This window comes from Sphingobium sp. WCS2017Hpa-17 (assembly GCF_031843765.1).
Taxonomy (GTDB): Bacteria; Pseudomonadota; Alphaproteobacteria; order Sphingomonadales; family Sphingomonadaceae; genus Sphingobium.
The window spans coordinates 66,212-88,654 of sequence record NZ_JAVTIV010000014.1 but is presented as its reverse complement, the minus strand read 5'-3'; the positions used below and the strand labels follow the sequence as shown (position 1 = coordinate 88,654).

Below are 22,443 nucleotides of genomic sequence, written 5' to 3'. Positions count from 1 at the left end.
GGGCGCTCCCCTCCCTCAAACCAGCCGCATCACCATCCAGACCAGCAGGATCGCGATACACCAGGCGCAGATGCCGGCGGCAATGATGATGCCCAACCGCCGGAGCGGCGACAGCGGGCGATCGGCGGGGACCGCCGCGTCGGGCACGGATGATTGCGCCGGTCGGTCCGCTGCGCGCAGCAAGCCAAGATCATGGTCGGTCAGCATGCGATCAAATGACAGGCCGGCTCCCCCGTCGCGCACCCATATGACCTGCGCAGGGCAGATACCGATGCCGGGCAGGTCGATGATGACCGCTTCCCCGACCAGCGGCGCCGGATCGACCGAGACGCGGCATCCCGTACAAGACAGGTCATGGATGACGACGTCATGGGCCGCATCGCGCAGGATGGTCGACGCATGATCAGCCTCGACCCGATCGGCCGCACGGCGGTTCATCAGCAATCTGGCATGGATGGACATCGTTTCTTCCCGACCGGATGCCGACATCGCACGATAAGCCTGAAGGGTCCATTAAGCGCCCATCAGGGCCGAATGTCCATAGCATCCCCCGGTACCAGCAACGGCAGCAGGCGGAACATATCCGGCCGGTCGATCGCAATACAGCCGGCCGTCGGGCGACCTTCGGACAGATGGAAGAAGATCGCGCTGCCCTGTCCCGCCACCGGCGGCGCGTCATTATGGCCGAGCACGACGATGACGTCATAGGCGTCGTCGGTGCGGATCAGGCTTTCGGCGGAGAAGGGGCGCGGCAGGCGGACGGGGCGGTTATAGGCCGGGTCGGCGATATCGTCCGACCAGCCGTCATGGGCGCGTATCCAGCGCCAGGGCAGACTTATGCCGGTCGCTTCGACCTTGCCGGGGCGCAGCAGGACGCCGCGAATGGGCCAGACCCCAAGCGGGGTGCAGCCGTCCCCTTCCCGCTTGTTCCCGGCCGCGCAGGCGCCGCTGCGACCGATGGTGCAGGCTATGGTCAGATCGCCGAAGGTCAGGCGACCCGCGCCGCTTTCGACGCGGATCAGCCTCATAGCTGATGACCGGTACGGTCGCGCTTGGTGGCGAGATAACGTTCGTTGTGCGGATTTGCGGCGAGGATGATCGGCAGGCGTTCCGCCACCTTGATCCCCGCCGCTTCCAGCCCGGCAACCTTGTTGGGATTGTTGGTGAGCAGGCGCACCTGCCCCACGCCGAGCAGATCGAGCATGCGTGCCGCGACCGAAAAATCGCGCGCGTCGATCGCGAAGCCGAGGCGCACATTGGCATCGACCGTGTCGAACCCCTGATCCTGCATCGCATAGGCGCGCAGCTTGTTGACGAGGCCGATGCCGCGCCCTTCCTGTCGCAGGTAGAGCAATATGCCCCAGGGCGCGTCGGCGATCCGGTGCAGCGCTTCATGCAATTGCGGGCCGCAATCGCATTTCAGGCTGCCCAGTACGTCGCCGGTCAGGCATTCGCTGTGCAGGCGGATGACGGGCGGCGAGCTGCCCCGCTGGCCGACGATCAGCGCGACATGTTCGCGCGGTTCGTCCGGGCTGCGGAAGGCGATGATCTCAGCGCTTTCGCTGGCCGATACCGGCAGGCGCGCGCGGGTGGCGATGGCAAGGTGGATGGCATCGTCATAGGCGGCGATGGCGTCGGCACTGACCTCTGCCTCGACCGGAGCGTCGCCTTCGAGCAGGAAATAAGCGGGCAGGATGCCGGCGAGGCGGGCGAGGCGTAGCGCGGCCTTGGTCGCCTGCGGCGCGGGCAGCGGGCGGGCGCGGAATGGTCCCTTGAGCGGCGAGGCGAGGTCCAGCACCGGATCGGCGATGGCGGTCGCTACATCCGCGTCGATCCACGGCGTACGATCGACCAGCACCGGCAGTTCGGGATCGGCGGCAGCCAGTTGATTGGCCAGCTTGAGCGTTTCGGCGCGCGCAGCCGAAATCAGGATGTCGGCGCGACCTTCCGGATCGAAATCCGCCAGCGTCACGGCGTCCGCGCCCTCGATCGCCATCAGCCGGATCGCGCCGTCCGGGGCGGTCAGGCGGATCGCCCAGCCACGGCGCAAGGCGTCGATCGCCCGCGCCGCATCCCGTCCGCTCGCCCCATGACCGGCCGTACTGCTCATCAGAAGGCGAACTCGGTGATGATCGGGATATGGTCGGACGGCTTGATCCAGCTGCGCGCCGGTTCGACGACGCGGTGGCTGACCGCCTTGTCCGCGACATCCTTCGTCATCCACATATGGTCGAGGCGGCGGCCGCGATCCGATTCCGCCCAGTCCTTCGCGCGGTAGCTCCACCAGGTGTAGAGGCGCGCGGGCGCAGGATGGAAGTGGCGGCCGATATCGACCCAGTCGTTCGATGCCTGAAGCCGGGCCAGAATCTCGCATTCGACCGGCGTATGGCTGACCACGTTCAGCAGTTGCTTGTGGCTCCACACATCGCATTCCAGCGGCGCGATGTTGAAGTCGCCGGTCAGGATGGCAGACTTGTCGCCAAGGCCGGACGACCATTGGATCATCCGTTCGATGAAATCGAGTTTCTGGCCGAATTTGGGGTTCACGTCCCGGTCGGGAATGTCGCCTCCGGCCGGCACATAGACATTTTCGATCCGCACGCCATTGTCGAGCCGCACGCCGACATGGCGCGCTTCGCCATTGGCCTGCCAGTCGAACCTGTCATCTTCATGCACCGGCACCTTGCTCATGATCGCGACGCCGTGATGCATGCGCTGGCCGTTCAGCACCTGGTGGACATAGCCCATCCGACGGAACATTTCGGTGGGGAAGGTATCGTTCACCACCTTCGTTTCCTGAAGGCACAATATGTCGGGCGCCTCCATGCGCAGCAGCTGTTCGACGATGTCGATGCGCGCGCGGACGGAGTTGATGTTCCAGGAACAGATGGAAAGGGTATCGGCCATGTTTCGCAACTAGGGTTGCCGGCGTCGTTGCGCAAGCGGAAGACCGATGCAGCGGACAAAGTAAGACCCCCGCTCCGGGGGCGTGGAACGGGGGTCTCGATCGCGCCCTTGAAGCGCTTCGCGACGCGAGGGGGGACCGGGTAACAGGGGGGAAATCCCGGTTTGGTCTCGCGCCGTGGGTTTCTGATTAGCGCCCCGGATATGAGCGTCAGATGAACGGCCCGGCAAGATTATGCCCGATAATTCGGGCCGTCTTGCCGAACGCTCGGGTCAACTGCCGGCCGAGCGCCCCCTGGGCCGCGGGTCAACCCAGCGGAAGGCGGAATCGGCGACCGGCGCGCCATAGACCTGATTGGAAAAGCGCACCGCCGTGCGGTTATTCTGCGAATCGAGCATCACCCAGCCGTAAAGCTGAAGCCCCGCCGGCGCGGACGCGTTGCGTTTGAAGATCATGGTGATGGTGCCATATTCTGGGCGCTTGGGATCGCGCGCCTCGACGCTGAGCACCGTGGGATCACCGGTGGGCACCAGCTTGCCATATTTGGACAAATCCTTCGACGGGTCGAGCAGCGCGCCCAGCGGCGAATTGCCGATCGGCCAGCGCTGCACCTGCCGCACTTCATAATCGATCATGGTCAGCGCCTTGCCATCGCTGACGATCAGCAGCGGCACGCCCTTCTGATATTGGAAGCGGATCTTGCCCGGTTGCTTCAGGGTCAGCTTGCCGGTCAGCGTCTGGCCGTTGCGGTCGGTCTGGCTGAAATCGGCGGTCAGGGTGGTGACGCTGCGGATATAGTCGTTGACCTTGGCAAGGTCGGACTGGTCCTGCTGCTGCGCGGTTGCCGGCACGGTCGGCGCAACCAGCGCAGTGGTGGCGGCAAGGGCAAGCGCGAGGGGCGCAACGATGCGCTTCATGGCGTTCAACTCCGATTGTTGGGGGAGAGAGGGCTAGGCGATGCGGCTTGAACCCGTTGTGAACCCGCCTGTTCCGAAATAGCAAGATTTGGGGAAGGGTGATGGGGGAGAGCATCCGCTGATGTTCGGGACCGGCTCGATCCCCCATGCTCCCGCCTCGCCCTGCCGGTCTGACCGGCGGCACCGCTCCAATTATGTTATCGGCGCGGCAGCAGCAGCCAGACCCCTAGCCATTTCCGAAGACAAAAAAAAGGGCCGATCTGACGATCAGCCCTGAAAGTTTTTAGGAGAGGATGCCTGAAAGGCCTGCTCTCTATGTTCGAACCGGTTCATCACCGCAAATGCGAAGGAAAGCAGTGCGATTGCAGGAAGCGCAATCGTATCCATTCCAGCTGACTCAAATCGGATTGCCGTTCTCGTCGCGCAGCACTTCGCGGCGACCGACATGGTTGGGGGGGCCGACCAGCCCCTCCTCTTCCATCCGTTCGATCAGGCGCGCGGCGCTGTTATAGCCGACGCGGAGCTGGCGTTGCAGCCAGCTGGTCGACGCCTTCTGGTTCTCGAACACCAGCTGGCATGCCTTGCGGAACAGCTGGGCGTCGGGGCTGTCATCGCCCAGATCGACGCCGTCGAGGGCGAAGCTGCCCTCCTCCGGTTCCTCGGTCACGGCGGAGATATAGTCTGGCTGGCCCTGCGCGCGCCAATGATCGGCGACGACGCGGACTTCATCGTCGGACACGAACGGGCCATGGACGCGGGTCAGGCCCTTGCCGCCATGCATGTAGAGCATGTCGCCCTTGCCCAGCAGCTGTTCGGCGCCCTGTTCGCCCAGGATGGTGCGGCTGTCGATCTTGCTGGTCACGAAAAAGCTGATCCGGGTCGGCAGATTCGCCTTGATGACGCCGGTGATGACGTCGACCGAGGGACGCTGCGTCGCGAGGATCAGGTGGATGCCGGCGGCGCGGGCCTTTTGCGCAAGGCGCTGGATCAGGAATTCGACTTCCTTGCCCGCCGTCATCATGAGGTCGGCGAGTTCGTCCACCACTACCACGATCTGCGGCAGCGGCTGGAAATCCAGCTGTTCCTCTTCATAGATGGGCTTGCCGGTTTCGGGATCGTATCCGGTCTGGACACGGCGGCCGAGCGGCTTGCCCTTGGCCTTGGCGGCGCGGACCTTCTCATTATAGTTGGCAAGGTTGCGCACGGAGATCGACGCCATCATGCGATAGCGATCCTCCATCTGCTCGACCGCCCATTTGAGCGCGCGGATCGCCTTGGCCGGTTCGGTCACGACCGGGGAGAGGAGATGCGGGATGTCGTCATAGGTCGACAGTTCCAGCATCTTGGGGTCGATCATGATGAGGCGCAGCTGGTCCGGCGTCATGCGGTAGAGCAGCGACAGGATCATGGCGTTCAGGCCGACCGACTTACCCGACCCCGTCGTACCCGCGATAAGCAGATGGGGCATGGGGGCCAGGTCGGCGATGATCGGTTCGCCCGATATATTCTTGCCCAGGATGATCGGCAGGGTCGCTTCCTGCATGAATTGTTCGCTGGTGATGAGTTCGCGGAAGGACACGCCTTCGCGGTTCGCATTGGGCAGTTCGATGCCGATGACAGTGCGGCCCGGAATCGTCGCGACGCGGGCGGAGAGCGCGGACATATTGCGGGCGATATCGTCCGCCAGCGCGATGACGCGGCTGGCCTTGATGCCCGGCGCGGGTTCCAGTTCGTACATGGTGACGACGGGGCCGGGGCGGACTTCGGTGATGTTGCCCTTCACATGGAAGTCGTCCAGCACGGATTCGAGCAAGCGAGCATTGCGCTCCAGCGCGGCCTTGTCGATCTTGCCCCCCTGATTGGCGGGAATGGGATTCAGCAGGTCGGGCGAGGGCAGCGAGCTGTGGCCGAACAGGTCATCCTGGCTGATCGGCGCCATGGCGCGCTGCACCGGGGCGGGCTTGGGCGTCTGGATCGTGATGGGCGGCTTGGGCTCGTTCGACACCTGCTTGCGCGGGGCGATGACGCGCTCGGCCGGTTCGTCGTCATCATGGTCGTCATTATCAATAGACGCACCATTGCCGGCGAAACCGAGGGTCGGGCGCGGCAGGTTCAGCTTGGGCAGCGAGGGGCGGCGCAGCGCGATGATCGGCTTTTCCAGCGCCAGACTGCGATAGCAGGCGAACAGGCCCGCGATCAGCGACACGACGACCAGCACGCCCTTGATCCACGGCGCGGCGGCGGGCGCCTGCGCCGTCAGGCTGGCAAGGCCCTTGGCCACGACCAGACCGATCACCCCGCCCCAGCCGGCAGGCAGGCCGACGAGCGGCGCATCCTGAAACAGCGCAAGGGCGATACCGATCAGCACGATGCCGAACAGGCATTTGCCGAATTGCGCCTTCCACCCGGCCATATCCTGATCGCCCCACAGGCGGCGGGCAGTGACGGCCATCAGCGGCAGGATCAGCGCGACTGGCACGCCCAGCAGCCAGAGCAGGAAATCGGCGGCCCATGCGCCGGGCGCCTGCATGATGTTGGCGACATGATCGCCCGCGACGGTGTTCATCGACGGGTCGCTGGGAGCATAGCTGAGCAGCGCCAGCGCCAGAAACAGCGTCGCCAGCATGAGCGTGATCGCGCCGATCAGCGCGCCGCTGCGGATGAGGCTGCGCTTCAGCATTTCGCGCCATTCCGGCGAGCGTTTCACGGTGCGGCCGACGGCCATATTAGTCGATGTCCCCCAAATGTTCCAGAACGGCACAATGCCTCTTCGGGCGACTCCCCGTCAAGGGCGCCGCCCTTCGGCTCGTCCCGGCCCTATCCGTATGATCCCGTATCGCGGGGCAATCAGGTGGCGCGATACAAGCGGAGCGAAAGGAACCTGTCCCATGATCGCTGCTTATTATCCCGCCTTCGTCGTCCTGGCCCTAGGCGCCTTTGCCGCCGGCCTGCTGTGCGTCACGACCGAGGATTGGCTTAAGCACTGACCCCGGCCAGCGCGACCAGCGCCTCGCCATCGAGCCGCTGCACCGTCCATTCGTCCATCGGCTTCGCGCCGATCGCGCGATAGACGGCGATGGCGGGTGCGTTCCAGTCGAGCACCGACCATTCGAGCCGGGCGCAATCGCGCGCGATCGCCAGCTGGGCGAGGCGCAACAGCAGCGCCTTGCCAGCGCCTTGCCCCCGCGCGTCGGGCAGGACGAACAGATCCTCCAGATAGATGCCCGGCCGCGCTTCGAAGGTCGAGAAATTGTGGAAGAAGAGGGCGAAGCCGATCGCCGCGCCCGCATGTTCCGCGATCAGCACTTCGGCCATGGGGCGCGGGCCGAACAGATGTCGCTCCAGCGTCGCGCGATCGCCCTTCACTTCATGGGCGAGCCGTTCATAATCGGCCAGCGCGAGGATGAAGGCGTGGATGGTGTCGATATCGCCGGCCACCGCCTCGCGAATGAAAATGCTCATGCTGCGCTTGCCTCCAATTGAGAGCCTTTTGGAGCCAGATCGGCCCGTTTTGAACGCGCGGCGATAAGGCAGGCAATCACGATGAGCAAGGCGCCGGCAATCGTGCTGAGCGTCACATGTTCGTCAAAGGCCAGCCAGCCGACGATCATGGCCCAGACGAAGGCACTATATTCGACGGGGATCAGCCGCTGTGCCTCCGCCCGTGCATAGGCCCAGGCAAGCGCTGCCAGCGAGGTGAAGGCCAATGTCGCAGCGAGCAGGACCAGCGGAACCGCCCCGAGCGGCGGCAGGATCGCCAGCCATGGCGCGCCAATCGCAAAGACGCCGAGCATGACGAGATGCTGGAAGAAGGCGACTTCTATCGGGGACGCAACCTGCGCCTGCTGCCGCTGGATGATGAGGTTCCAGGCAAACAATATGGCGGAACCAAGCACCGCCAGCACGCCCAGCAGCGCATCGGCCTCATAACGGCCCTGCAACTTGCCCGACAGGATGATGCCGACGCCGACCAGCCCCAGCAGCGACGCGCCGATCGCGCGGCGCCCGATCTGTTCCTTGAGCAACAGTGCGGCCAGATAGAGGGCGATGAGCGGCGCGATGAAGGATAGCGCGATCGCCTCGGCCAATGGCAGGCGCAGGATCGCCCAGAAGAACAGCAAGGCCATGAAGGCCACGACCGTCCCGCGCAGCAGGTGGATGCGCAGCACCGCCTGCGTCGGCCAGCGCTGTCGGGTCAGCAGCATCAAAGCAAGGCCCAATATGGTCCCGGTGACGGCACGCCAGAACAGGGCGTTATAGAGGCCGATCGCCAGCCCCAGCCCTTTCATCGCCGCATCCATCACGGAAAACAGCGCTACACCCACGCAGCAGACGAGGAAGGGAATGGCGAAACGACCCTGATCTTGCGACATCGGGCTGATCCGCGCCTTTATTCGGCTGCCTCGACCTGGCTGCCATCCGCCTTGCCAGCGTCGGTGGTTTCGGACTCCAGCTTCTCCGCTTCGATCTCCGCCGCCTTGGCCTCCACCAGCTTCACGATATGGTCGACCATGTCGGCATCCTGAATCGTGTGGTCGGTGACGCCCGACAGATAGACCATATGCTTGCCATTGCCGCCACCGGTCAGACCGATATCGGTTTCACGCGCTTCACCGGGACCGTTGACCACGCAGCCCAGTACCGAGAGCGAGAGCGGCGTATTGATATGCTGGAGCCTTTCCTCCAGCGCCTGCACGGTGCGGATGACGTCGAAGCCCTGCCGCGCGCAGCTAGGACAACTGATGACCTTTACGCCGCGGGTGCGGATGCCCAGCGACTTCAGAATCTCGTAGCCGACGCGGACTTCCTCCTCCGGTTCGGCGGAGAGCGAAACGCGGATCGTGTCGCCGATGCCGGCCCAGAGCAGGTTGCCGATGCCGATCGCGCTCTTCACCGTGCCGCCGATCAGGCCGCCGGCTTCGGTGATACCCAGATGCAGCGGACAATCGACCGCATCGGCCAGCTGCATATAGGCGGCGACGGCGAGGAACACGTCGCTGGCCTTCACCGCGACCTTATATTCGTGGAAATCCTGATCCTGGAGCAGCTTGATATGGTCGAGCGCGGATTCGACCAGTGCCTCGGGACAAGGCTCGCCATATTTTTCGAGCAGATCCTTTTCGAGGGAGCCGGCGTTGACACCGATGCGGATCGAGCAGCCATTCGCCTTGGCCGCGTCGACCACTTCCTTAACCCGCTTTTCCGACCCGATATTGCCGGGGTTGATGCGCAGGCAGGCGGCCCCGGCATCGGCGGCTTCGAGCGCGCGCTTATAGTGGAAATGGATGTCAGCGACGATCGGCACGCGCACGGCGCGGACGATCTGCTTGAGCGCCGCCGTCGATTCCTCGTCCGGGCAGGACACGCGGATGATGTCGACGCCTGCTTCCTCGCAGCGGCGGATCTGGTCGATCGTCGCCTTGACGTCATGGGTCAGCGTGTTGGTCATGGTCTGGACCGTGACCGGGGCGTCGCCGCCGACGGGGACATTGCCGACCATGATCTGACGCGACTGGCGCCGCGCTATGTCGCGCCAGGGGCGCAGGCCGGGATTATGGTCGGACATGAAAAAGGGGCTCCGTAAGCTACGGAGCCCCTATAGGGATTTTCCGATCCGATTAGAAGCGGAGCGTCGCGGACGCCGCAACCTGATCCGCATTGCCGCTGGTCTGGGCCAGCGTGGTGGCGGTGACGGTCGCGGGCGATGGGAAATAGCTGTCCGGGCGGATGATGTTCGCCTTTTCCACGAAGGTGTGGGCGTAGCTTACATTGAGCGCGAAGGCATCCGACATGTTCCAGGTCGCGCCGCCCGTTAGCCAGACGCGGTCGCCATCGGGCACGCGGGTGGTCAGATGCTGCGGATTGGTAGGCGAACGGTCGAACATCGTGCCGGCGCGCACGGTGAAGGCCGGGCTGACATCATATTCGCCGCCGACGCTGACCGAATAGCTGTCCTTGTAATCCAGTTCCTTGTTGGTCGTGCCGGCGGCCGAGGTGACGGCGATGCCCTTGAACTTCGACCAGTTATACCATTTGCCGGTGACCATCGCGCGCAATTGCGGCGTCAGCTTGTGCATCATGGAGACGGTGACGATGTCGGGCAGGTTCAGCGGCGCGGTGGCGGCAAATTCGCCATTGCCCGCCGCGATCGGGCCGACCAGACCGGACACGATCTGGGTGCCGGCCAGCTTGTGGCTGATACCGGAGCGATAATGGACGCCCCAATTGGTATCACCGGTGGTGTAGAAGAGGCCAGCATTCCAGCCGACCGACCAGTCGTCGCCCTTCAGGCTGGCAAAGCCGTCGGTGGTGGCGAGCGGCGACAGCTGCGGCAGTGCATTGGTCAGCGTCGCCTTCACATATTGCACGTCGACGCCGCCGCCGATCGACAGATTGTCGGTCAGCTTATAAGCGGCCGACGGCTGGATATTATAGGTTTTAAGATCGGTGTAGAGCGAGTCATAGCGACCGAAGAAACCGTCATCATATTCCAGCTTCAGACCGAAGGGCGCATTGACGCCCAGGCCAACCCAGAGCCGGTCGCTGACCTGCGCGCTGGCATAGAAGCTGGGGATGGGAATGACGCTTTCAAATGGATTGCCGCCGTCATTGCCGGCAATCGGTGTGGTAACGGGCACGCCCGGAATGGTGCGGCGCGATCCGCGATTGGTCTGGCGCGCCGAGGCCATCAGGGCGGAACCGCCGATCGAGGTCTGGATACCCGACAATTGGGTCATCGCAGCCGGATTGAAATAGATGGTCGAGGGATCGTCGCCCGCCGCTGCGCCGCCGGACAGCGCCCGGCCGGTTTCGATCGGTGACTGTTCCTGAAGATAGAAGCCGCCGGCCATGGCGGGAAAGGGAGCAGCCATGACCCCGGTGACGAGGAGGGCTCGGCTGAGTTGGCGGCTAAGGGACATGATGAATCCTCTGCTAGGTGGCGACTCTTCTGCTGCCGATCGGCGCCCCTGCAACGCGCGAAACCGGCTTATGAGCCAGGGGGCTTAGCAAAGATGTCGTTAATTTCCAGTGTCGCCCGGCGACCGGCGCGTGCTTTGGCGCTGTCCACCTAACGTTTACGGAAAGGAAACGCTACGGCTTGGTGGAATTGCAGGGCGCGAAAAAAAGACAAAAAAAAGCCGCCCCGGAAGGACGGCCTTGAAGTTTTAGGAGAGGATGCCTGAAAGGCCCGTTCCTTTTGCGGTGCAGCGAGGATTGTCGCAAATGCGAAACAGACAAGCATGATTGCGTTTTCTGCAATCGTTGTCTGTTGCGATGCTTTCCGTAACGGAAAGGAAAGGGTGAAAGGCGCAAAACAAGACCAAAGTATAATCGGAAAAATCGGAGGGTCAGTACGAATCGGGCCTTATCACGCCCGATTCGGCCAGTTGCGCATCAATTTCCACCACGAGGCGGTCGAGATCGGCCTGATTCGTTGATTCGGCGCGGGCCACCAGCGCGGCCTCGGTATTGGAGGCGCGGAGCAGCCACCAGCCATTGCCAGACCGCACCCGTACCCCGTCTATGGTGCAGATATCGGCGCCGTCCTTCTCCAGCCGAGCGAGAATCTCTGCGATCACGGTGAATTTGCGGGAGTCCGCAACCGGGAAGCGCCACTCCGGGGTGATGATGGTCGCAGGCATGGCGTCATGCAGCGCGGTGACGCTGCGCCCCAGCGAGTCGACGGCCCGGATCAGGCGGACGGCGGCATAGAGGCCATCATCATAGCCGGGATAATCGTCGGCGAAGAAGAGATGCCCTGTGGTTTCGCCGCCCAATGGGCTGCCAATCTGCTTCATTCTGGACTTGATATGGCTGTGGCCGGTCTTCCACATCTCCGGCCTTCCACCCAGCGCGGCGATACGGTCGAAGACGGTCTGGCTGGCCTTCACATCGCCCACGATTCGGCCGCCGGGATAGTTTTGCAGCACGACCTGCGCGAACAGGCCGAGCAGTTGGTCGCCGGGCAGCGTGCGGCCCAGGCTGTCGATCACGCCGATCCGGTCGCCATCGCCATCGAAAGCCACACCGAAATCGAGCTGCTTGTCACGGACGAGCGCGCGCAGATCGGCCAGATTCCTCTCATCGGAAGGATCGGGATGATGGTTGGGGAAATGACCGTTTATATCGGTGAAGAGCAGATGATGCTCACCGGGGAGCAATTGCGCCAACTTCTCCACCACCGGGCCGGCGGCGCCATTGCCCGCGTCCCAGCCGACGCGGCAGGCCGGGCCGTCGAAACCCTGCACCAGCCGCGCGACATAGGTGTCCATGATATCGAGCGTCTGGACATGGCCCGCGCCGGAGTTCCAGTCGCCCGCCGCCGCCATCACGCCCAGAGTCTGAATGTCGGCGCCGAAAAAGGGCGCGTGCCCCTTCACCAGCTTGAAGCCATTCTGGTCGCCGGGATTATGGCTGCCGGTTATCTGGATGCCGCCATCCACATTCTCCGTCGCTTCGGCATGATATAGCATCGGCGTCGGGCCAAGGCCGATGCGCAGCACATCGATTCCGGTTTGGACAAGGCCTTCGACCAGTGCCGATTCCAGCATCGGCGAGCTTAGTCGCCCGTCATAGCCGACAGCGATACGCCGGCCGCCCGATCGCGCGATCAGCGTGCCAAAGCTGCGTCCCAAAGCGCAGGCATCGGCTTCGTGCAGCGTGTCCCCTACCCGGCCGCGCAGATCATAGTCGCGCAGCAGAGTCGGGTGGAAAATATGGTTCACCGCTGCTTCTGGTCGGCAAGCAACAAATCGCGGGCGGCGTTGATCTGCGCCGCCAGCGCTTCGGTGCCGCCCTTGTCGGGATGAACCGACGCGATCAGGCGCCGATGGGCAGCGCGGATTGCCTTGGCATCGGCGTCGGGGGCAAGCCCCAGCAGGGCGCGAGCCCTGGCGACGTCATCGGCGCGCTGCGGGGATGGCGGCACGGCAGTTTTGCGGGCCTTAGCCTTAGCCTTGATATTGCCCTGCTTGGCGAAGAAGAGCGCTGCGCCGATCAATAGCGGCGCGCCGATCACCGGCTTGCCCTTGGCCGCCAGTACCGCGCCCACCAGCGCCGCCCCCAGCGCCATGCCATCCTTAGCCGTCATGCGTTGCAACTTTCCCGTCCAGATCAGCCAGACCGCGAGTGCAGCGATCAGGAGCGTCAGCAGGCCCATCAGGCGGCGCCGAGCAGGTCCAGCGCACCGGTGCCCTCCAGCGTGGGCAGCGCAAGGCCAGACACCATTTCGCGCAGTTCCTGCCGCGCGGCGATATGGCTGACGCCCAGTTCGCCCAGATGCCCCTTGTCGAGCAGGGTGAGGCCCGAGGGGAAAAGCTCGCGGAAGATGACGCGCTCCGAAAGCCCCGGAATCACGCGGAAACCGACGCGGCGGGAGAGTTCCATCAGCGCATCGCCGACCCGCTTCTTGTTGCGGGCGTCATGATGCTGGACACGGTTGCGTAGCACGACCCAGTCGATCGTGACGCCATCGACCTTTGCCCGCGCCTTCCGCGCGTCGAAGATGAGTTCGGAATAGAAGGACGGGCTGCGCACCTTGAAGGTTTCAGGATCGACCTGGCCGATCAGGTCGAAATCGACGAAACTGTCGTTCATCGGCGTGACCAGCGTGTTGGCGTGGGGGGCCAGATGGCGCGCATAGACGTCATCGCGGCCGGGCGTATCGACGACCAGATAGTCGTTGCCGACGGCCAGCGAAATCACCTGATCATCGAGCGCGGCGATGCTGTCGCCGGTGAACACGTCGAACGCCGGCATGGGCAGGTCGATGCCGCGGCGCTTGGCGGTTTCCTGGCGATTTTCCATGTAACGGGTGACGGTGCGCTGACGCGGATCGAGGTCGATCAGGCCGACCTTGTGGCCCAGCGCGGACAGGGCGATGGCGGTATGGACCGCCGTGGTCGACTTGCCGGTCCCGCCTTTTTCATTGGCGAAGACGATAAGATGCGGCTGCGGATTGCCCATTGGCCCCAGTAAACCCCGTTGATTGTCGCAATGCGTGTTGACGGTCGCGCCGGCACAAGCCTAGCAGGACAGCCATAGGATTTTGCCCTTATCGGAGCCGTGACTTCCGTGCAAATATTGCGTGACCTGCCCGCCCTTCGTGCCGCCGTCCAAGCCCTGAAAAGCGACGGAAAGCCTCTGGTATTGGTGCCCACCATGGGCGCCCTGCATGACGGGCATATGGCGCTGGTCGAGGAAGCGCGGCGCCATGGACGGCATGTGGTCGTGTCGATCTTCGTCAATCCGCGCCAGTTCGGCCCCAATGAGGATCTGGACGCCTATCCCCGGCGGGAGGCGAAGGATGCGCAGATGTTGCAGGCGGCGGGCGCGGACATTCTCTGGGCGCCCACGGTCGATGTCATGTATCCGGCCGGTTACGCCACCAATATCAGCGTGTCGGGAATCAGCGACGGGCTGGATGGGGCGGCGCGGCCGGGCCATTTCGATGGTGTGGCCACCGTCGTCACCAAGCTGTTCAACCAGGTGCAGCCCGATGTCGCGATCTTTGGCGAGAAGGATTATCAGCAGCTGGCGGTGATCCGGCGGTTCACTAGCGACCTGAACCTGCCGATCGAGATTGTCGGCTTGCCGACGCAGCGGGCCGAGGATGGCCTCGCCCTTTCCTCCCGCAACGCGTACCTTAGCGACGACGAGCGCAAGGCCGCGCTGGCCCTGCCCCGCGCGCTGGGCGAGGCGAAGCGGCAGATCGAGAAGGGCGAGCCGGTCGAGGGCGCGCTGGCGCAGGCGATCGCTTCGCTGGCGGCTCACGGGTTCGGGCCGATCGACTATGTGTCGCTGTGCGACGCGGCGACGCTGGAACCGATGGCGGTGCTCGACCGGCCGGCCCGGCTGCTGGGCGCGGCGAAGCTGGGAAAGACGCGGCTGATCGACAATATCGCGGTGGACCCAGCTTAACTTCGCACTTTTCCCGCAGATTTTGACATTTTATTGCGCGGGTCTGATCCTATTCGTGCGTGCTGTCGCAAGCGTCATCCTAAAGGATGCGCTCGCTGTAGGACAGGCAATAGGATTTAGAAGGGCTTCACGATCACGGCGATGACGATGACCGCCGCCGCCACGCCCGGAATCTCGTTCAGCATGCGCAACTGCTTGTCGCTGAGCGGGCGTTCGCCTCTGGCCAGCTTCTTGGTGTAGCCCGCGATCCAGCCATGATAGCCTGAGAGGCCCAGCACGAAGAGCAGCTTCAGGTGGAACCAGCCGAAGCTCCAGGCGCCGATTTCCACCATCAGCATCAGGCCGAACAGCCAGACCAGAATCAGCGACGGGTTGAGGATGATCTTGAGCAATCGCCCTTCCCGTTCGATCCAGCGCTTGTCTTCCGGCGAACCGGGCACGGTTTCCTGATGATAGACGAAGAAGCGCGGCATCATGAACAGCCCCGCCATCAGGAAGATGACGAAGATGACATGGGCGGCCTTCACCCAGAGATAGGCGGCACCGAGATAGGCCATCAGTCGCGCACTCCTTCCTTTCGCACATAGCTAATAAGCGCTTCGACATGCGCAATGGGCGTATCGGGCAAAATGCCATGGCCAAGATTCATGATATGGGGCCGGTCAGCAAAGGCGGCGCGGATCAGGTCGACCGCCTCCTCGACCGCGTGGCCACCCGCGATCAGCGCCAGCGGATCGAGATTGCCCTGCACCGGCATGCCTGCGGGGAGTGCGGCGTTGGCCCAGTGCGGGTCGATCGTCTCGTCGACGCCCACCGCATCCACGCCGGTCTGCGCCGCATAGTCGGCCAGCTTCGCGCCGGCCCCTTTGGGGAAACCGATCACCGGGATATCGGGATGAAGCGCTTTCAGTTGCGCGACGATCCGCTTGTTCGGCTCGATCACCCAGCGCTGGAATTGCAGCGGCGAGAGGCTGCCGGCCCAGCTGTCGAACAATTGCACGGCTTCGACGCCGGCTTCGATCTGGCCGCAGAGATAGACGACGGTTGCCTCAACGATCGCGTCGATCAGCGCGGCGAAGCGATCTGGCTCATTATAGGCCATGCGGCGGGCCAGTCCATGATCCTTGCTGCCCTGCCCCGCCACCATATAGGTCGAAATGGTCCAGGGGCTGCCCGCAAAGCCCAGAAAGGTGATGCTGGGGTCAAGAGCCGCCTTCACCTGCCGTACCGTCTCATAGACCGCCTCGAAGCGGCTGAAATCGGGTGTCAGCGCGGACAGGTCGGTTTCGGCAAGGATCGGGGCGAGGCGCGGGCCTTCGCCGGCTTCGAACCAGAGATCCTGTCCCATCGCATAGGGGACGATCAATATGTCGGAAAAGAGGATCGCGCCGTCGAAGCCGAAGCGGCGCAATGGCTGGAGCGTGACTTCGGCCGCGGCGGGGCTGTCATAGACAAGTTCGAGGAAGCCGCCCTTGTCCGCCCGTAATGCGCGATATTCGGGCAGGTAACGGCCGGCCTGGCGCATCAGCCACATGGGGGGGACGGCGGGACGGTCCCCTTTCAGCACGGCGAGGAGCGGTTTGTCCGTCAGGCTCACCGGGGCGTCTTCGCGCATCACATTCTCTCTTATTATTTAGATTCAAGGGATGATGGAGATAGTAGGTCCGTTGGCAGCGGGGTTTATGCGCTGTGCCCGCTTTTGCCAACATGTTGACTCAGGAGAGTCATGGAAGAGTCGGCGAGTCAGAGTCATAATCCCCGTTACCCACAGGCTGTGGATGGAATCGGGGGCCTGTTGGGGGCCTGTGGATAAGATTCCGGTCAGTGGGGACAGGAAAATCGGGGAATCTTATCCACAGATTCATCCCTTGCTTTATCCACAGGGCTCCAACAGAGATGTCCCCATGGCGCGTATCCACCTGCATCTTCTGTCTGACTCCACCGGTGAAACGCTGGAGAATATCGCCAAGGCGGCGATCGGTCTGTTCGAAAATGTCGAGGCGATCCGCCATTTCTGGCCGATGGTGCGGTCCGAAGTGCATCTGGACCGGATCATGGAGGAGATCAGCGCCAATCCGGGGCTGGTGCTGTTCACCCTCACCAATCACCCCCTGCGCCGGAGGCTGGAAACCCGCTGCCGCGCGCTCGGCCTGCCGCATGTCGCGGCACTCGATAGCGTGGCCGATGCCCTGTCCAACATATTGGGGCAGGAGACGCGGACCCGGCCGGGGCGCAAACACATCCTGGACGAGGCCTATTTCGCCCGGATCGAGGCGATCCAGTTCACCATCGCCCATGACGATGGCGTAGGGCATGAAAATTGGGAGGAGGCGGACATCGTGCTGGCGGGCGTGTCGCGCGCGTCCAAGACGCCGACCTCCATCTATCTGGCCAATCGCGGCTACAAGACCGCCAATATCCCGCTGGTCCCGGAATCTCCGCCGCCGCGTAGCCTGTACAAGCTGAAGCATCCGATGGTGGTGGGGCTGACCGTCAGCCCGGAGCGGTTGATTCAGATCCGCCGCAACCGGCTGTTGTCTTTGAATCAGGCGCCTGAGACGGCCTATGTCGACAATGAGAAGGTGCAGGAGGAACTGGCCTTCGCCCGGCGCATGTTCGCCGACAATGGCTGGCCGGTGATCGACATGACTCGCCGGTCGATCGAGGAAGCGGCGGCCGCCATCATCAACCTGTTCAACGACCGCGAACTGGCGGAAGGGCATGAGATATGATCGTACTGGCGTCGCAAAGCGCGAGCCGCAGGGCGTTGCTGAGCGCGGCGCAGGTGCCGTTCGAGGCGCTGTCGCCCGGCGTGGACGAGGAGGCGGCGAAGGAGGCGTTGCGTGCCGATGGGCTGGATGCGCGGGCGCTGGCCGATGCGCTGGCGGAATTGAAGGCGCTGAAAGTCTCGCGCCGGGTGCCGGGCGCGCTGGTGCTGGGCTGCGACCAGACTCTGAGTATCGGCGATGGCGAAGAACGGGGCGAGATGATCGACAAGGCGGTCGATCGAGCAGATGCGGAGCGCATCCTGCACCTGTTGTCGGGGCGAGTGCATCATCTGCACAGCGCTGCCGTCATTGTACTCAATGGCGAAGCGATCTGGCGCCATGTCGAGCGGGTGCGGATGACGGTGCGGCCGCTATCCGATGCCTTCATCCGAAATTATCTGGACGCGGACTGGGACGAGTTGCGCTGGTGCGTGGGCTGTTATCGGATCGAAGGGCCGGGGGTGCAGATTTTCAGCAAGGTCGAGGGCAGCCAGTTCGCGATTCAGGGCCTGCCTTTGCTGCCTTTGCTTGACTTTCTGCGCGTGCGCGGCGTTCTGGCGGCATGAGCGACGCCCTTCCCTATGCAGAAGTGATCGGTGATCCGATCGCGCACAGCAAATCCCCGCTGATTCACAATTTCTGGCTGAACGCGCTGGATATCGAGGCGGAATATAAGAAGACCCATGTGACGCCCGAGGGGCTGGCCGCCTATTTCCTGATGCGCCGGGCTGATCCCGACTGGCTGGGCTGTAATGTCACCATTCCGCACAAGATGGCGGTGCTGGACTTTGTCGATGATCCGGGCGGGGTGCGCGAGCGGATCGGCGCGGTCAACACCATCGCCAGCGAAACGGGCGGGCCGCTGATCGGCACCAATACCGATGCGGGCGGATTCCTCCAGCCGTTGCTGCGCGACAAGTGGAAAGGCAGGAGCGCAGTGATCGTCGGATCGGGCGGCGCGGCGCGGGCGATCCTGTTTGCGCTGGCAAGTCTGGGCGTGCCGGACCTGACCATCATGGCGCGCGATCCGGCCAAGGGGCAGGCACTGCTCGACCATAGCGGCACGAAAGGCCGGGTGATCGGCATGGGCGATGCGCTGCCGGCCGCCGACCTGCTGGTCAATTCGACGTCGCTCGGCATGGTGGGCCAGCCGGCGCTGGATCTGGACCTGACGCCGCTGCGCGAGGGGGCGACTGTCTATGACATCGTCTATGCGCCGCTGGAGACGGGCCTGCTCAAGGCGGCGAAGGCGCGGGGCCTCAAGACGCTCGATGGCCTTGAAATGCTGATCGGGCAGGCGGCGCTGGCCTTCGACATCTTCTTCGATGCGCAGGCGCCGCGCGAACTGGACGAGGAATTGCGCGCGCTGCTGCTCGCCGCGGACGACTGAGGGCGGACGGATGAAGGTCTACGGGCTCACCGGGTCGATCGGCATGGGCAAGTCGGCGGTGGCGGCGATGCTGCGGCGCGAGGGCGTGCCGCTGTTCGACGCGGATGCGGAGGTCCACCACTTGCAAGGACCGGGCGGCGCATTGCTGCCAGCGATCGAGGCGCGCTTCCCCGGTACGACCGGGCCGAAGGGCGTAGACCGGGCGAAGCTCGGCGCAGCGGTGTTCGGCCATCCCCAGGAACGCAAGGCGCTGGAGGCGATCGTCCATCCCGCGGTGCAGGCCGCCCGCGCCCGATTCCTGCGCCGGCACCGGTCGCGCCTATTCGTGGTGCTCGACATTCCGCTCTTGTTCGAGACGAACGGGCAGAAACGGCTGGACGGCGTGATCGTCGTCAGCGCGCCGGCGTGGAAACAGCGCAAGCGAGTCCTGGCGCGGCCGGGCATGAGCGCGGCAAAATTCCGCCAGATTGTCCATCTGCAAACCCCCGATGCTGAAAAACGGCGACGGGCGGACTATATCATCCATACGGGAACGACATTCACCGATACCCGTGCACAGGTGCGCCGACTGGTCGCTTGCCTTGGCACGAAGACAGGTGGATAAGGGTTGGCCCACAGAGTCGATTGAAGAGGGCGATGCGCGAGATTATTTTCGATACCGAAACGACGGGATTCGACCCGGCATCCGGCGACAGGCTGGTCGAGATCGGCTGTATCGAACTGATCAATCGCGTACCCAGCGGCCGGACCTTCCACGCTTATTATCATCCCGAACGGGATATGCCGGCAGCCGCCTATAATGTGCATGGCCTGTCGGCGGAATTCCTAGCCAAGCATCCCGTCTTTGCCAAGGGCGCGGCCGAGCTGCTGGAATTTCTGGAGGACAGCCCGCTGGTTGCGCATAATGCGCGGTTCGACTTCGGATTCCTCAATCACGAACTCAAGCTGTGCGGCCTGCCCGACATATCGATGGATCGCATGATCGATACCGTCGCGATCGCGCGGACGCTGCATCCCGGCGCCAAGCATAGCCTGGATGCGCTCTGCACCCGCTACGGCATCGACCGCAGCCATCGCGTCAAGCATGGCGCGCTGCTCGACGCGGAATTGCTGGCGCAACTCTATATCGAACTGACCGGCGGCCGGCAGATCGGCCTGGGTCTGGCACAGGAGGAAGACAAAGAGATCGTCGGGGTGGAACTGACGGCATCAGCCGTGGTTCGCCCTGTTCGTCCCGCGCGGGTCTTTGAGGCCAGCGCGGCGGAGCTGGAGCGGCATGCAGCGTTCGTCGCGACGCTGAAAGAGCCGCTCTGGCACCAGGAGGCATAGACCGCACTGGCCTATGCCCTCCATGCCCACCGGATGCCTTTCCAGCATCCGGCAAAAATAAGGAGAAGGCATATGGATATTCGTGTTTCCGGACATCAGGTCGAAACGGGCGAGGCGCTCAAGGAGCATGTCGCCGAACGACTGGAGGCGATGGCCGAGAAATATTTTTCCCGCACGCTTTCCGCCCAGGTGACCTTTCGCAAGGCGCCGCACGGGGCCTTCCACTGCGACATCGTCTGCCATGTGATGACCGGCCTGATTCTGAAGGGCGCCGGCGAGGCGCAGGAGGCGCATCCCGCCTTCGATCAGGCAGCGACGAAGATCGAGCGACAACTGGTGCGCTATATGCGCCGGCTGAAGGACCGGCATGGCCAGGCGGTCGCGGCCGAGGCGCAGCGGGTCAACAGCCTCGATGATATCGACGGCGCGGGCTATACCATCTTCGCCGGCCAGGGCGAGGAAGAGGAGGAAGCCGCCGATGCGCCGCTGATCGTGGCGGAAACGCGGGTCGATATCCCGGAGGCCAGCGTGTCGGACGCGGTGATGATGCTGGATCTGCGCAACACCAATGCGCTGCTGTTCCTCAATGCCGGCACGGCCGCCTATAACATGGTCTATCGTCGCCATGACGGGACGATCGGTTGGGTCGAACCGCGCGGCTGACGCCGTTCGTGGCGGCGAGGCGTGGCCTTGCCGCCCATGCCGGGGTAGCGGCTGGGTCGCGCCGTTACGCCACTCCGGTTCCCGGCCGCCTGTTGACCTGATGGTGCAGGCGGCTTATGGGGCCGGGCTTTGATAGCCCGAGGAAAAGCGCGAATTTTCGCCCGCGCGGCTCGGCCGTTTCGGATTGACCATGGTTAACTTCAACGACATCGTTTCTGCCGAGGCGCTCGCCACGGGTCTGTCGGCGAACGGCAAGAAGGCGCTCTTCCAGAAGATCGCCACCCTCGCCGCCTGCGCCTATGATCTGGATGCGGACGAAGTGGGCGACGCTCTGTTCGAGCGCGAGCGGCTGGGATCGACCGGCTTTGGCGGCGGCGTCGCCATTCCCCATGCCAAGATTGCCGGCCTTGCCCGCATGTGCGGTGTGGTCGTGCTGCTGGACCCGGCGGTGCCGTTCGACGCGGTGGACGACGCGCCGGTCGACGTCGTCTTTGCCCTGCTGTCGCCGGTCGACAGCGGTGCCGAGCATCTCAAGACGCTGGCGCGTGTATCGCGTTACCTGCGCGATGAGAGTCAGGTGATCCGCCTGCGCGGCGCGCAATCGACGGAAGCGCTGCATGCGCTGCTGGCGGGCGGCGGGGCGCGTGACGCTGCCTGAATCCGGGCCTGACACCGATCCTTCGGCGATGAGCGGCGAGGCGGCACATTTCCGCGCGCTGGAAAATCTCTATCGCTCCGCGCCGATCAACCGGCTGTTCCGGTCGGAACTGACGATCAGCGAACCGGGCCGGTCGGTGATCGACTTCGATGTCGATGAAAGCCAGTTTCATGCCGCCGGCGCGGTGCACGGCACCGTCTATTTCAAGATGCTGGACGATGCGGCCTTCTATGCCGCCAACAGCCTGGTCAGCGACCGTTTCCTGCTGACCACCGCCTTCAACCTGCTTTTCACCCGGCCGATCGGTCCCGGTCGAATCCGGGCCGAGGGGCGCTGGATCAGCGGCAAGCGCCGGGTTTATGTCGCCGAAGCGAGCCTGATCGACGCCGATGGCGAGGAGGTCGGGCGCGGCACGGGCACCTTCATGCGCTCCCAATTCCCGCTTTCTTCGTTGCCAGGCTATGGGCCGGGCCATGGCCGCTGACGCGCGGCTCACCAGCGTCATGCTGGTGGGTGCGCTCAGGCGACGGGTGGGCGCTGCCGGCGGCTTTGCCACCATCCTGTGCAAAGGCGACGAGATCAGCGGCGTGATTCTGATCCAGACGCTTGAAAAAGGGCAGTTTTCGGGTCTTTTCGAGCGGGTTTCGAACTTTGACGGCGGTCATGCGTTATTGCGCTGTGGTCCGTCCCCCGATGAGGGGATGGAGGCTCTGGACGCCTATCTGGCGCGGCGGCGCAGGTCGGACCCCGACCTGTGGGTCGTGGAACTCGACGTCGCGGAAGCGGAACGGTTTGCCGTGGAAACACTCTGCTGATCGTTGACACATCGTCATGGTTTCGGCACAGGCCCCCGACGCCAACGCGCAGGTTGCCGAATTCGCCCAACGGGGGGC

Annotated in this window: 25 protein-coding genes; 10 read left to right on the top strand and 15 right to left on the bottom strand. The window is 64.0% G+C overall.

Annotated features, from left to right (window positions below):
* Nucleotides 1-15 precede the first annotated feature (15 nt).
* From RQH62_RS17600 to RQH62_RS17540, 13 genes are all read right to left on the bottom strand, one after another.
* Nucleotides 16-462, bottom strand: coding sequence for a PilZ domain-containing protein (locus RQH62_RS17600; protein ID WP_311270026.1), 447 nt, complete (start codon nt 460-462; stop codon nt 16-18).
* A gap of 62 nt (nt 463-524) precedes the next feature.
* Entirely contained in the window at nt 525-1,028 is a 504-nt protein-coding gene (locus tag RQH62_RS17595) for a L,D-transpeptidase family protein (protein ID WP_311270025.1), read from the bottom strand.
* Entirely contained in the window at nt 1,025-2,110 is a 1,086-nt protein-coding gene (gene ribA / locus RQH62_RS17590; protein WP_311270024.1) for a GTP cyclohydrolase II, read from the bottom strand. The genes RQH62_RS17595 and ribA overlap by 4 nt, the downstream gene beginning before the upstream one ends.
* On the bottom strand, nt 2,110-2,907 hold the full coding sequence (locus RQH62_RS17585; RefSeq protein WP_311270023.1) for an exodeoxyribonuclease III: 798 nt from the start codon (nt 2,905-2,907) through the stop codon (nt 2,110-2,112). The genes ribA and RQH62_RS17585 overlap by 1 nt, the downstream gene beginning before the upstream one ends.
* A gap of 270 nt (nt 2,908-3,177) precedes the next feature.
* Nucleotides 3,178-3,822, bottom strand: coding sequence for an outer membrane lipoprotein carrier protein LolA (locus tag RQH62_RS17580; RefSeq protein ID WP_311270022.1), 645 nt, complete (start codon nt 3,820-3,822; stop codon nt 3,178-3,180).
* A gap of 397 nt (nt 3,823-4,219) precedes the next feature.
* Nucleotides 4,220-6,547 carry a DNA translocase FtsK 4TM domain-containing protein gene (locus tag RQH62_RS17575; protein WP_311270021.1) on the bottom strand — a complete coding sequence of 776 codons (2,328 nt, stop codon included), beginning with the start codon at nt 6,545-6,547 and terminating at the stop codon, nt 4,220-4,222.
* Nucleotides 6,548-6,798: 251 nt separating this feature from the next.
* Nucleotides 6,799-7,284 carry a GNAT family N-acetyltransferase gene (locus tag RQH62_RS17570; RefSeq protein WP_311270020.1) on the bottom strand — a complete coding sequence of 162 codons (486 nt, stop codon included), beginning with the start codon at nt 7,282-7,284 and terminating at the stop codon, nt 6,799-6,801.
* Nucleotides 7,281-8,195, bottom strand: a complete 915-nt coding sequence (locus RQH62_RS17565) for a DMT family transporter (protein WP_311270019.1) — start codon at nt 8,193-8,195, stop codon at nt 7,281-7,283. The genes RQH62_RS17570 and RQH62_RS17565 overlap by 4 nt, the downstream gene beginning before the upstream one ends.
* A gap of 17 nt (nt 8,196-8,212) precedes the next feature.
* On the bottom strand, nt 8,213-9,388 hold the full coding sequence (ispG, locus tag RQH62_RS17560) for a flavodoxin-dependent (E)-4-hydroxy-3-methylbut-2-enyl-diphosphate synthase (protein WP_311270018.1): 1,176 nt from the start codon (nt 9,386-9,388) through the stop codon (nt 8,213-8,215).
* Between the two features lie 52 nt (nt 9,389-9,440).
* Nucleotides 9,441-10,742: an outer membrane protein transport protein gene (locus RQH62_RS17555; protein ID WP_311270017.1), complete on the bottom strand. Its 1,302-nt coding sequence runs from the start codon at nt 10,740-10,742 to the stop codon at nt 9,441-9,443.
* Nucleotides 10,743-11,171: 429 nt separating this feature from the next.
* Nucleotides 11,172-12,548 (bottom strand): phosphoglucomutase/phosphomannomutase PgmG, encoded by a 1,377-nt coding sequence (gene pgmG, locus RQH62_RS17550; RefSeq protein ID WP_311270016.1) that lies wholly within the window; start codon nt 12,546-12,548, stop codon nt 11,172-11,174.
* Nucleotides 12,545-12,982, bottom strand: a complete 438-nt coding sequence (locus RQH62_RS17545) for a DnaJ domain-containing protein (protein WP_311270015.1) — start codon at nt 12,980-12,982, stop codon at nt 12,545-12,547. The genes pgmG and RQH62_RS17545 overlap by 4 nt, the downstream gene beginning before the upstream one ends.
* Nucleotides 12,982-13,788, bottom strand: a complete 807-nt coding sequence (locus RQH62_RS17540) for a division plane positioning ATPase MipZ (RefSeq protein ID WP_311270014.1) — start codon at nt 13,786-13,788, stop codon at nt 12,982-12,984. The genes RQH62_RS17545 and RQH62_RS17540 overlap by 1 nt, the downstream gene beginning before the upstream one ends.
* A gap of 108 nt (nt 13,789-13,896) precedes the next feature.
* Here RQH62_RS17540 and panC point away from each other — a divergent pair, with 108 nt between their 5' ends.
* The gene (panC, locus tag RQH62_RS17535; protein ID WP_311270054.1) at nt 13,897-14,742 is read left to right on the top strand and encodes a pantoate--beta-alanine ligase; all 846 of its coding nucleotides are present in this window, start codon (nt 13,897-13,899) and stop codon (nt 14,740-14,742) included.
* A gap of 116 nt (nt 14,743-14,858) precedes the next feature.
* On the opposite strand, the gene RQH62_RS17530 is transcribed toward panC, so the two are convergent.
* The gene (locus RQH62_RS17530) at nt 14,859-15,299 is read right to left on the bottom strand and encodes a CopD family protein (RefSeq protein ID WP_311270013.1); all 441 of its coding nucleotides are present in this window, start codon (nt 15,297-15,299) and stop codon (nt 14,859-14,861) included.
* On the bottom strand, nt 15,299-16,357 hold the full coding sequence (hemE, locus tag RQH62_RS17525; protein ID WP_311270012.1) for a uroporphyrinogen decarboxylase: 1,059 nt from the start codon (nt 16,355-16,357) through the stop codon (nt 15,299-15,301). The genes RQH62_RS17530 and hemE overlap by 1 nt, the downstream gene beginning before the upstream one ends.
* Before the next feature lie 289 nt (nt 16,358-16,646).
* Here hemE and RQH62_RS17520 point away from each other — a divergent pair, with 289 nt between their 5' ends.
* The 9 genes from RQH62_RS17520 to RQH62_RS17480 all read left to right on the top strand — a co-directional run bounded on the left by RQH62_RS17520 (nt 16,647) and on the right by RQH62_RS17480 (nt 22,365).
* Nucleotides 16,647-17,474 carry a pyruvate, water dikinase regulatory protein gene (locus RQH62_RS17520; protein ID WP_311270011.1) on the top strand — a complete coding sequence of 276 codons (828 nt, stop codon included), beginning with the start codon at nt 16,647-16,649 and terminating at the stop codon, nt 17,472-17,474.
* Nucleotides 17,471-18,076, top strand: coding sequence for a Maf family protein (locus tag RQH62_RS17515; protein ID WP_311270010.1), 606 nt, complete (start codon nt 17,471-17,473; stop codon nt 18,074-18,076). Before RQH62_RS17520 ends, RQH62_RS17515 begins: the two co-directional genes overlap by 4 nt.
* Nucleotides 18,073-18,900, top strand: coding sequence for a shikimate dehydrogenase (gene aroE, locus RQH62_RS17510; protein ID WP_311270009.1), 828 nt, complete (start codon nt 18,073-18,075; stop codon nt 18,898-18,900). Before RQH62_RS17515 ends, aroE begins: the two co-directional genes overlap by 4 nt.
* Nucleotides 18,901-18,910: 10 nt before the next feature.
* Nucleotides 18,911-19,504 carry a dephospho-CoA kinase gene (gene coaE / locus RQH62_RS17505; RefSeq protein ID WP_311270008.1) on the top strand — a complete coding sequence of 198 codons (594 nt, stop codon included), beginning with the start codon at nt 18,911-18,913 and terminating at the stop codon, nt 19,502-19,504.
* A 32-nt stretch (nt 19,505-19,536) separates the two neighbouring features.
* Complete coding sequence (gene dnaQ / locus RQH62_RS17500) at nt 19,537-20,229, top strand: DNA polymerase III subunit epsilon (protein ID WP_311270007.1); 693 nt, start codon at nt 19,537-19,539, stop codon at nt 20,227-20,229.
* 72 nt (nt 20,230-20,301) lie between these two features.
* Nucleotides 20,302-20,892, top strand: a complete 591-nt coding sequence (gene hpf, locus RQH62_RS17495) for a ribosome hibernation-promoting factor, HPF/YfiA family (protein ID WP_311270006.1) — start codon at nt 20,302-20,304, stop codon at nt 20,890-20,892.
* A gap of 190 nt (nt 20,893-21,082) precedes the next feature.
* Nucleotides 21,083-21,550 carry a PTS sugar transporter subunit IIA gene (locus RQH62_RS17490; RefSeq protein ID WP_311270005.1) on the top strand — a complete coding sequence of 156 codons (468 nt, stop codon included), beginning with the start codon at nt 21,083-21,085 and terminating at the stop codon, nt 21,548-21,550.
* Entirely contained in the window at nt 21,510-22,034 is a 525-nt protein-coding gene (locus RQH62_RS17485; RefSeq protein ID WP_311270004.1) for a PaaI family thioesterase, read from the top strand. Before RQH62_RS17490 ends, RQH62_RS17485 begins: the two co-directional genes overlap by 41 nt.
* Complete coding sequence (locus RQH62_RS17480) at nt 22,024-22,365, top strand: DUF1491 family protein (protein WP_311270003.1); 342 nt, start codon at nt 22,024-22,026, stop codon at nt 22,363-22,365. Before RQH62_RS17485 ends, RQH62_RS17480 begins: the two co-directional genes overlap by 11 nt.
* The last annotated feature ends 78 nt before the right edge of the window (nt 22,366-22,443 follow it).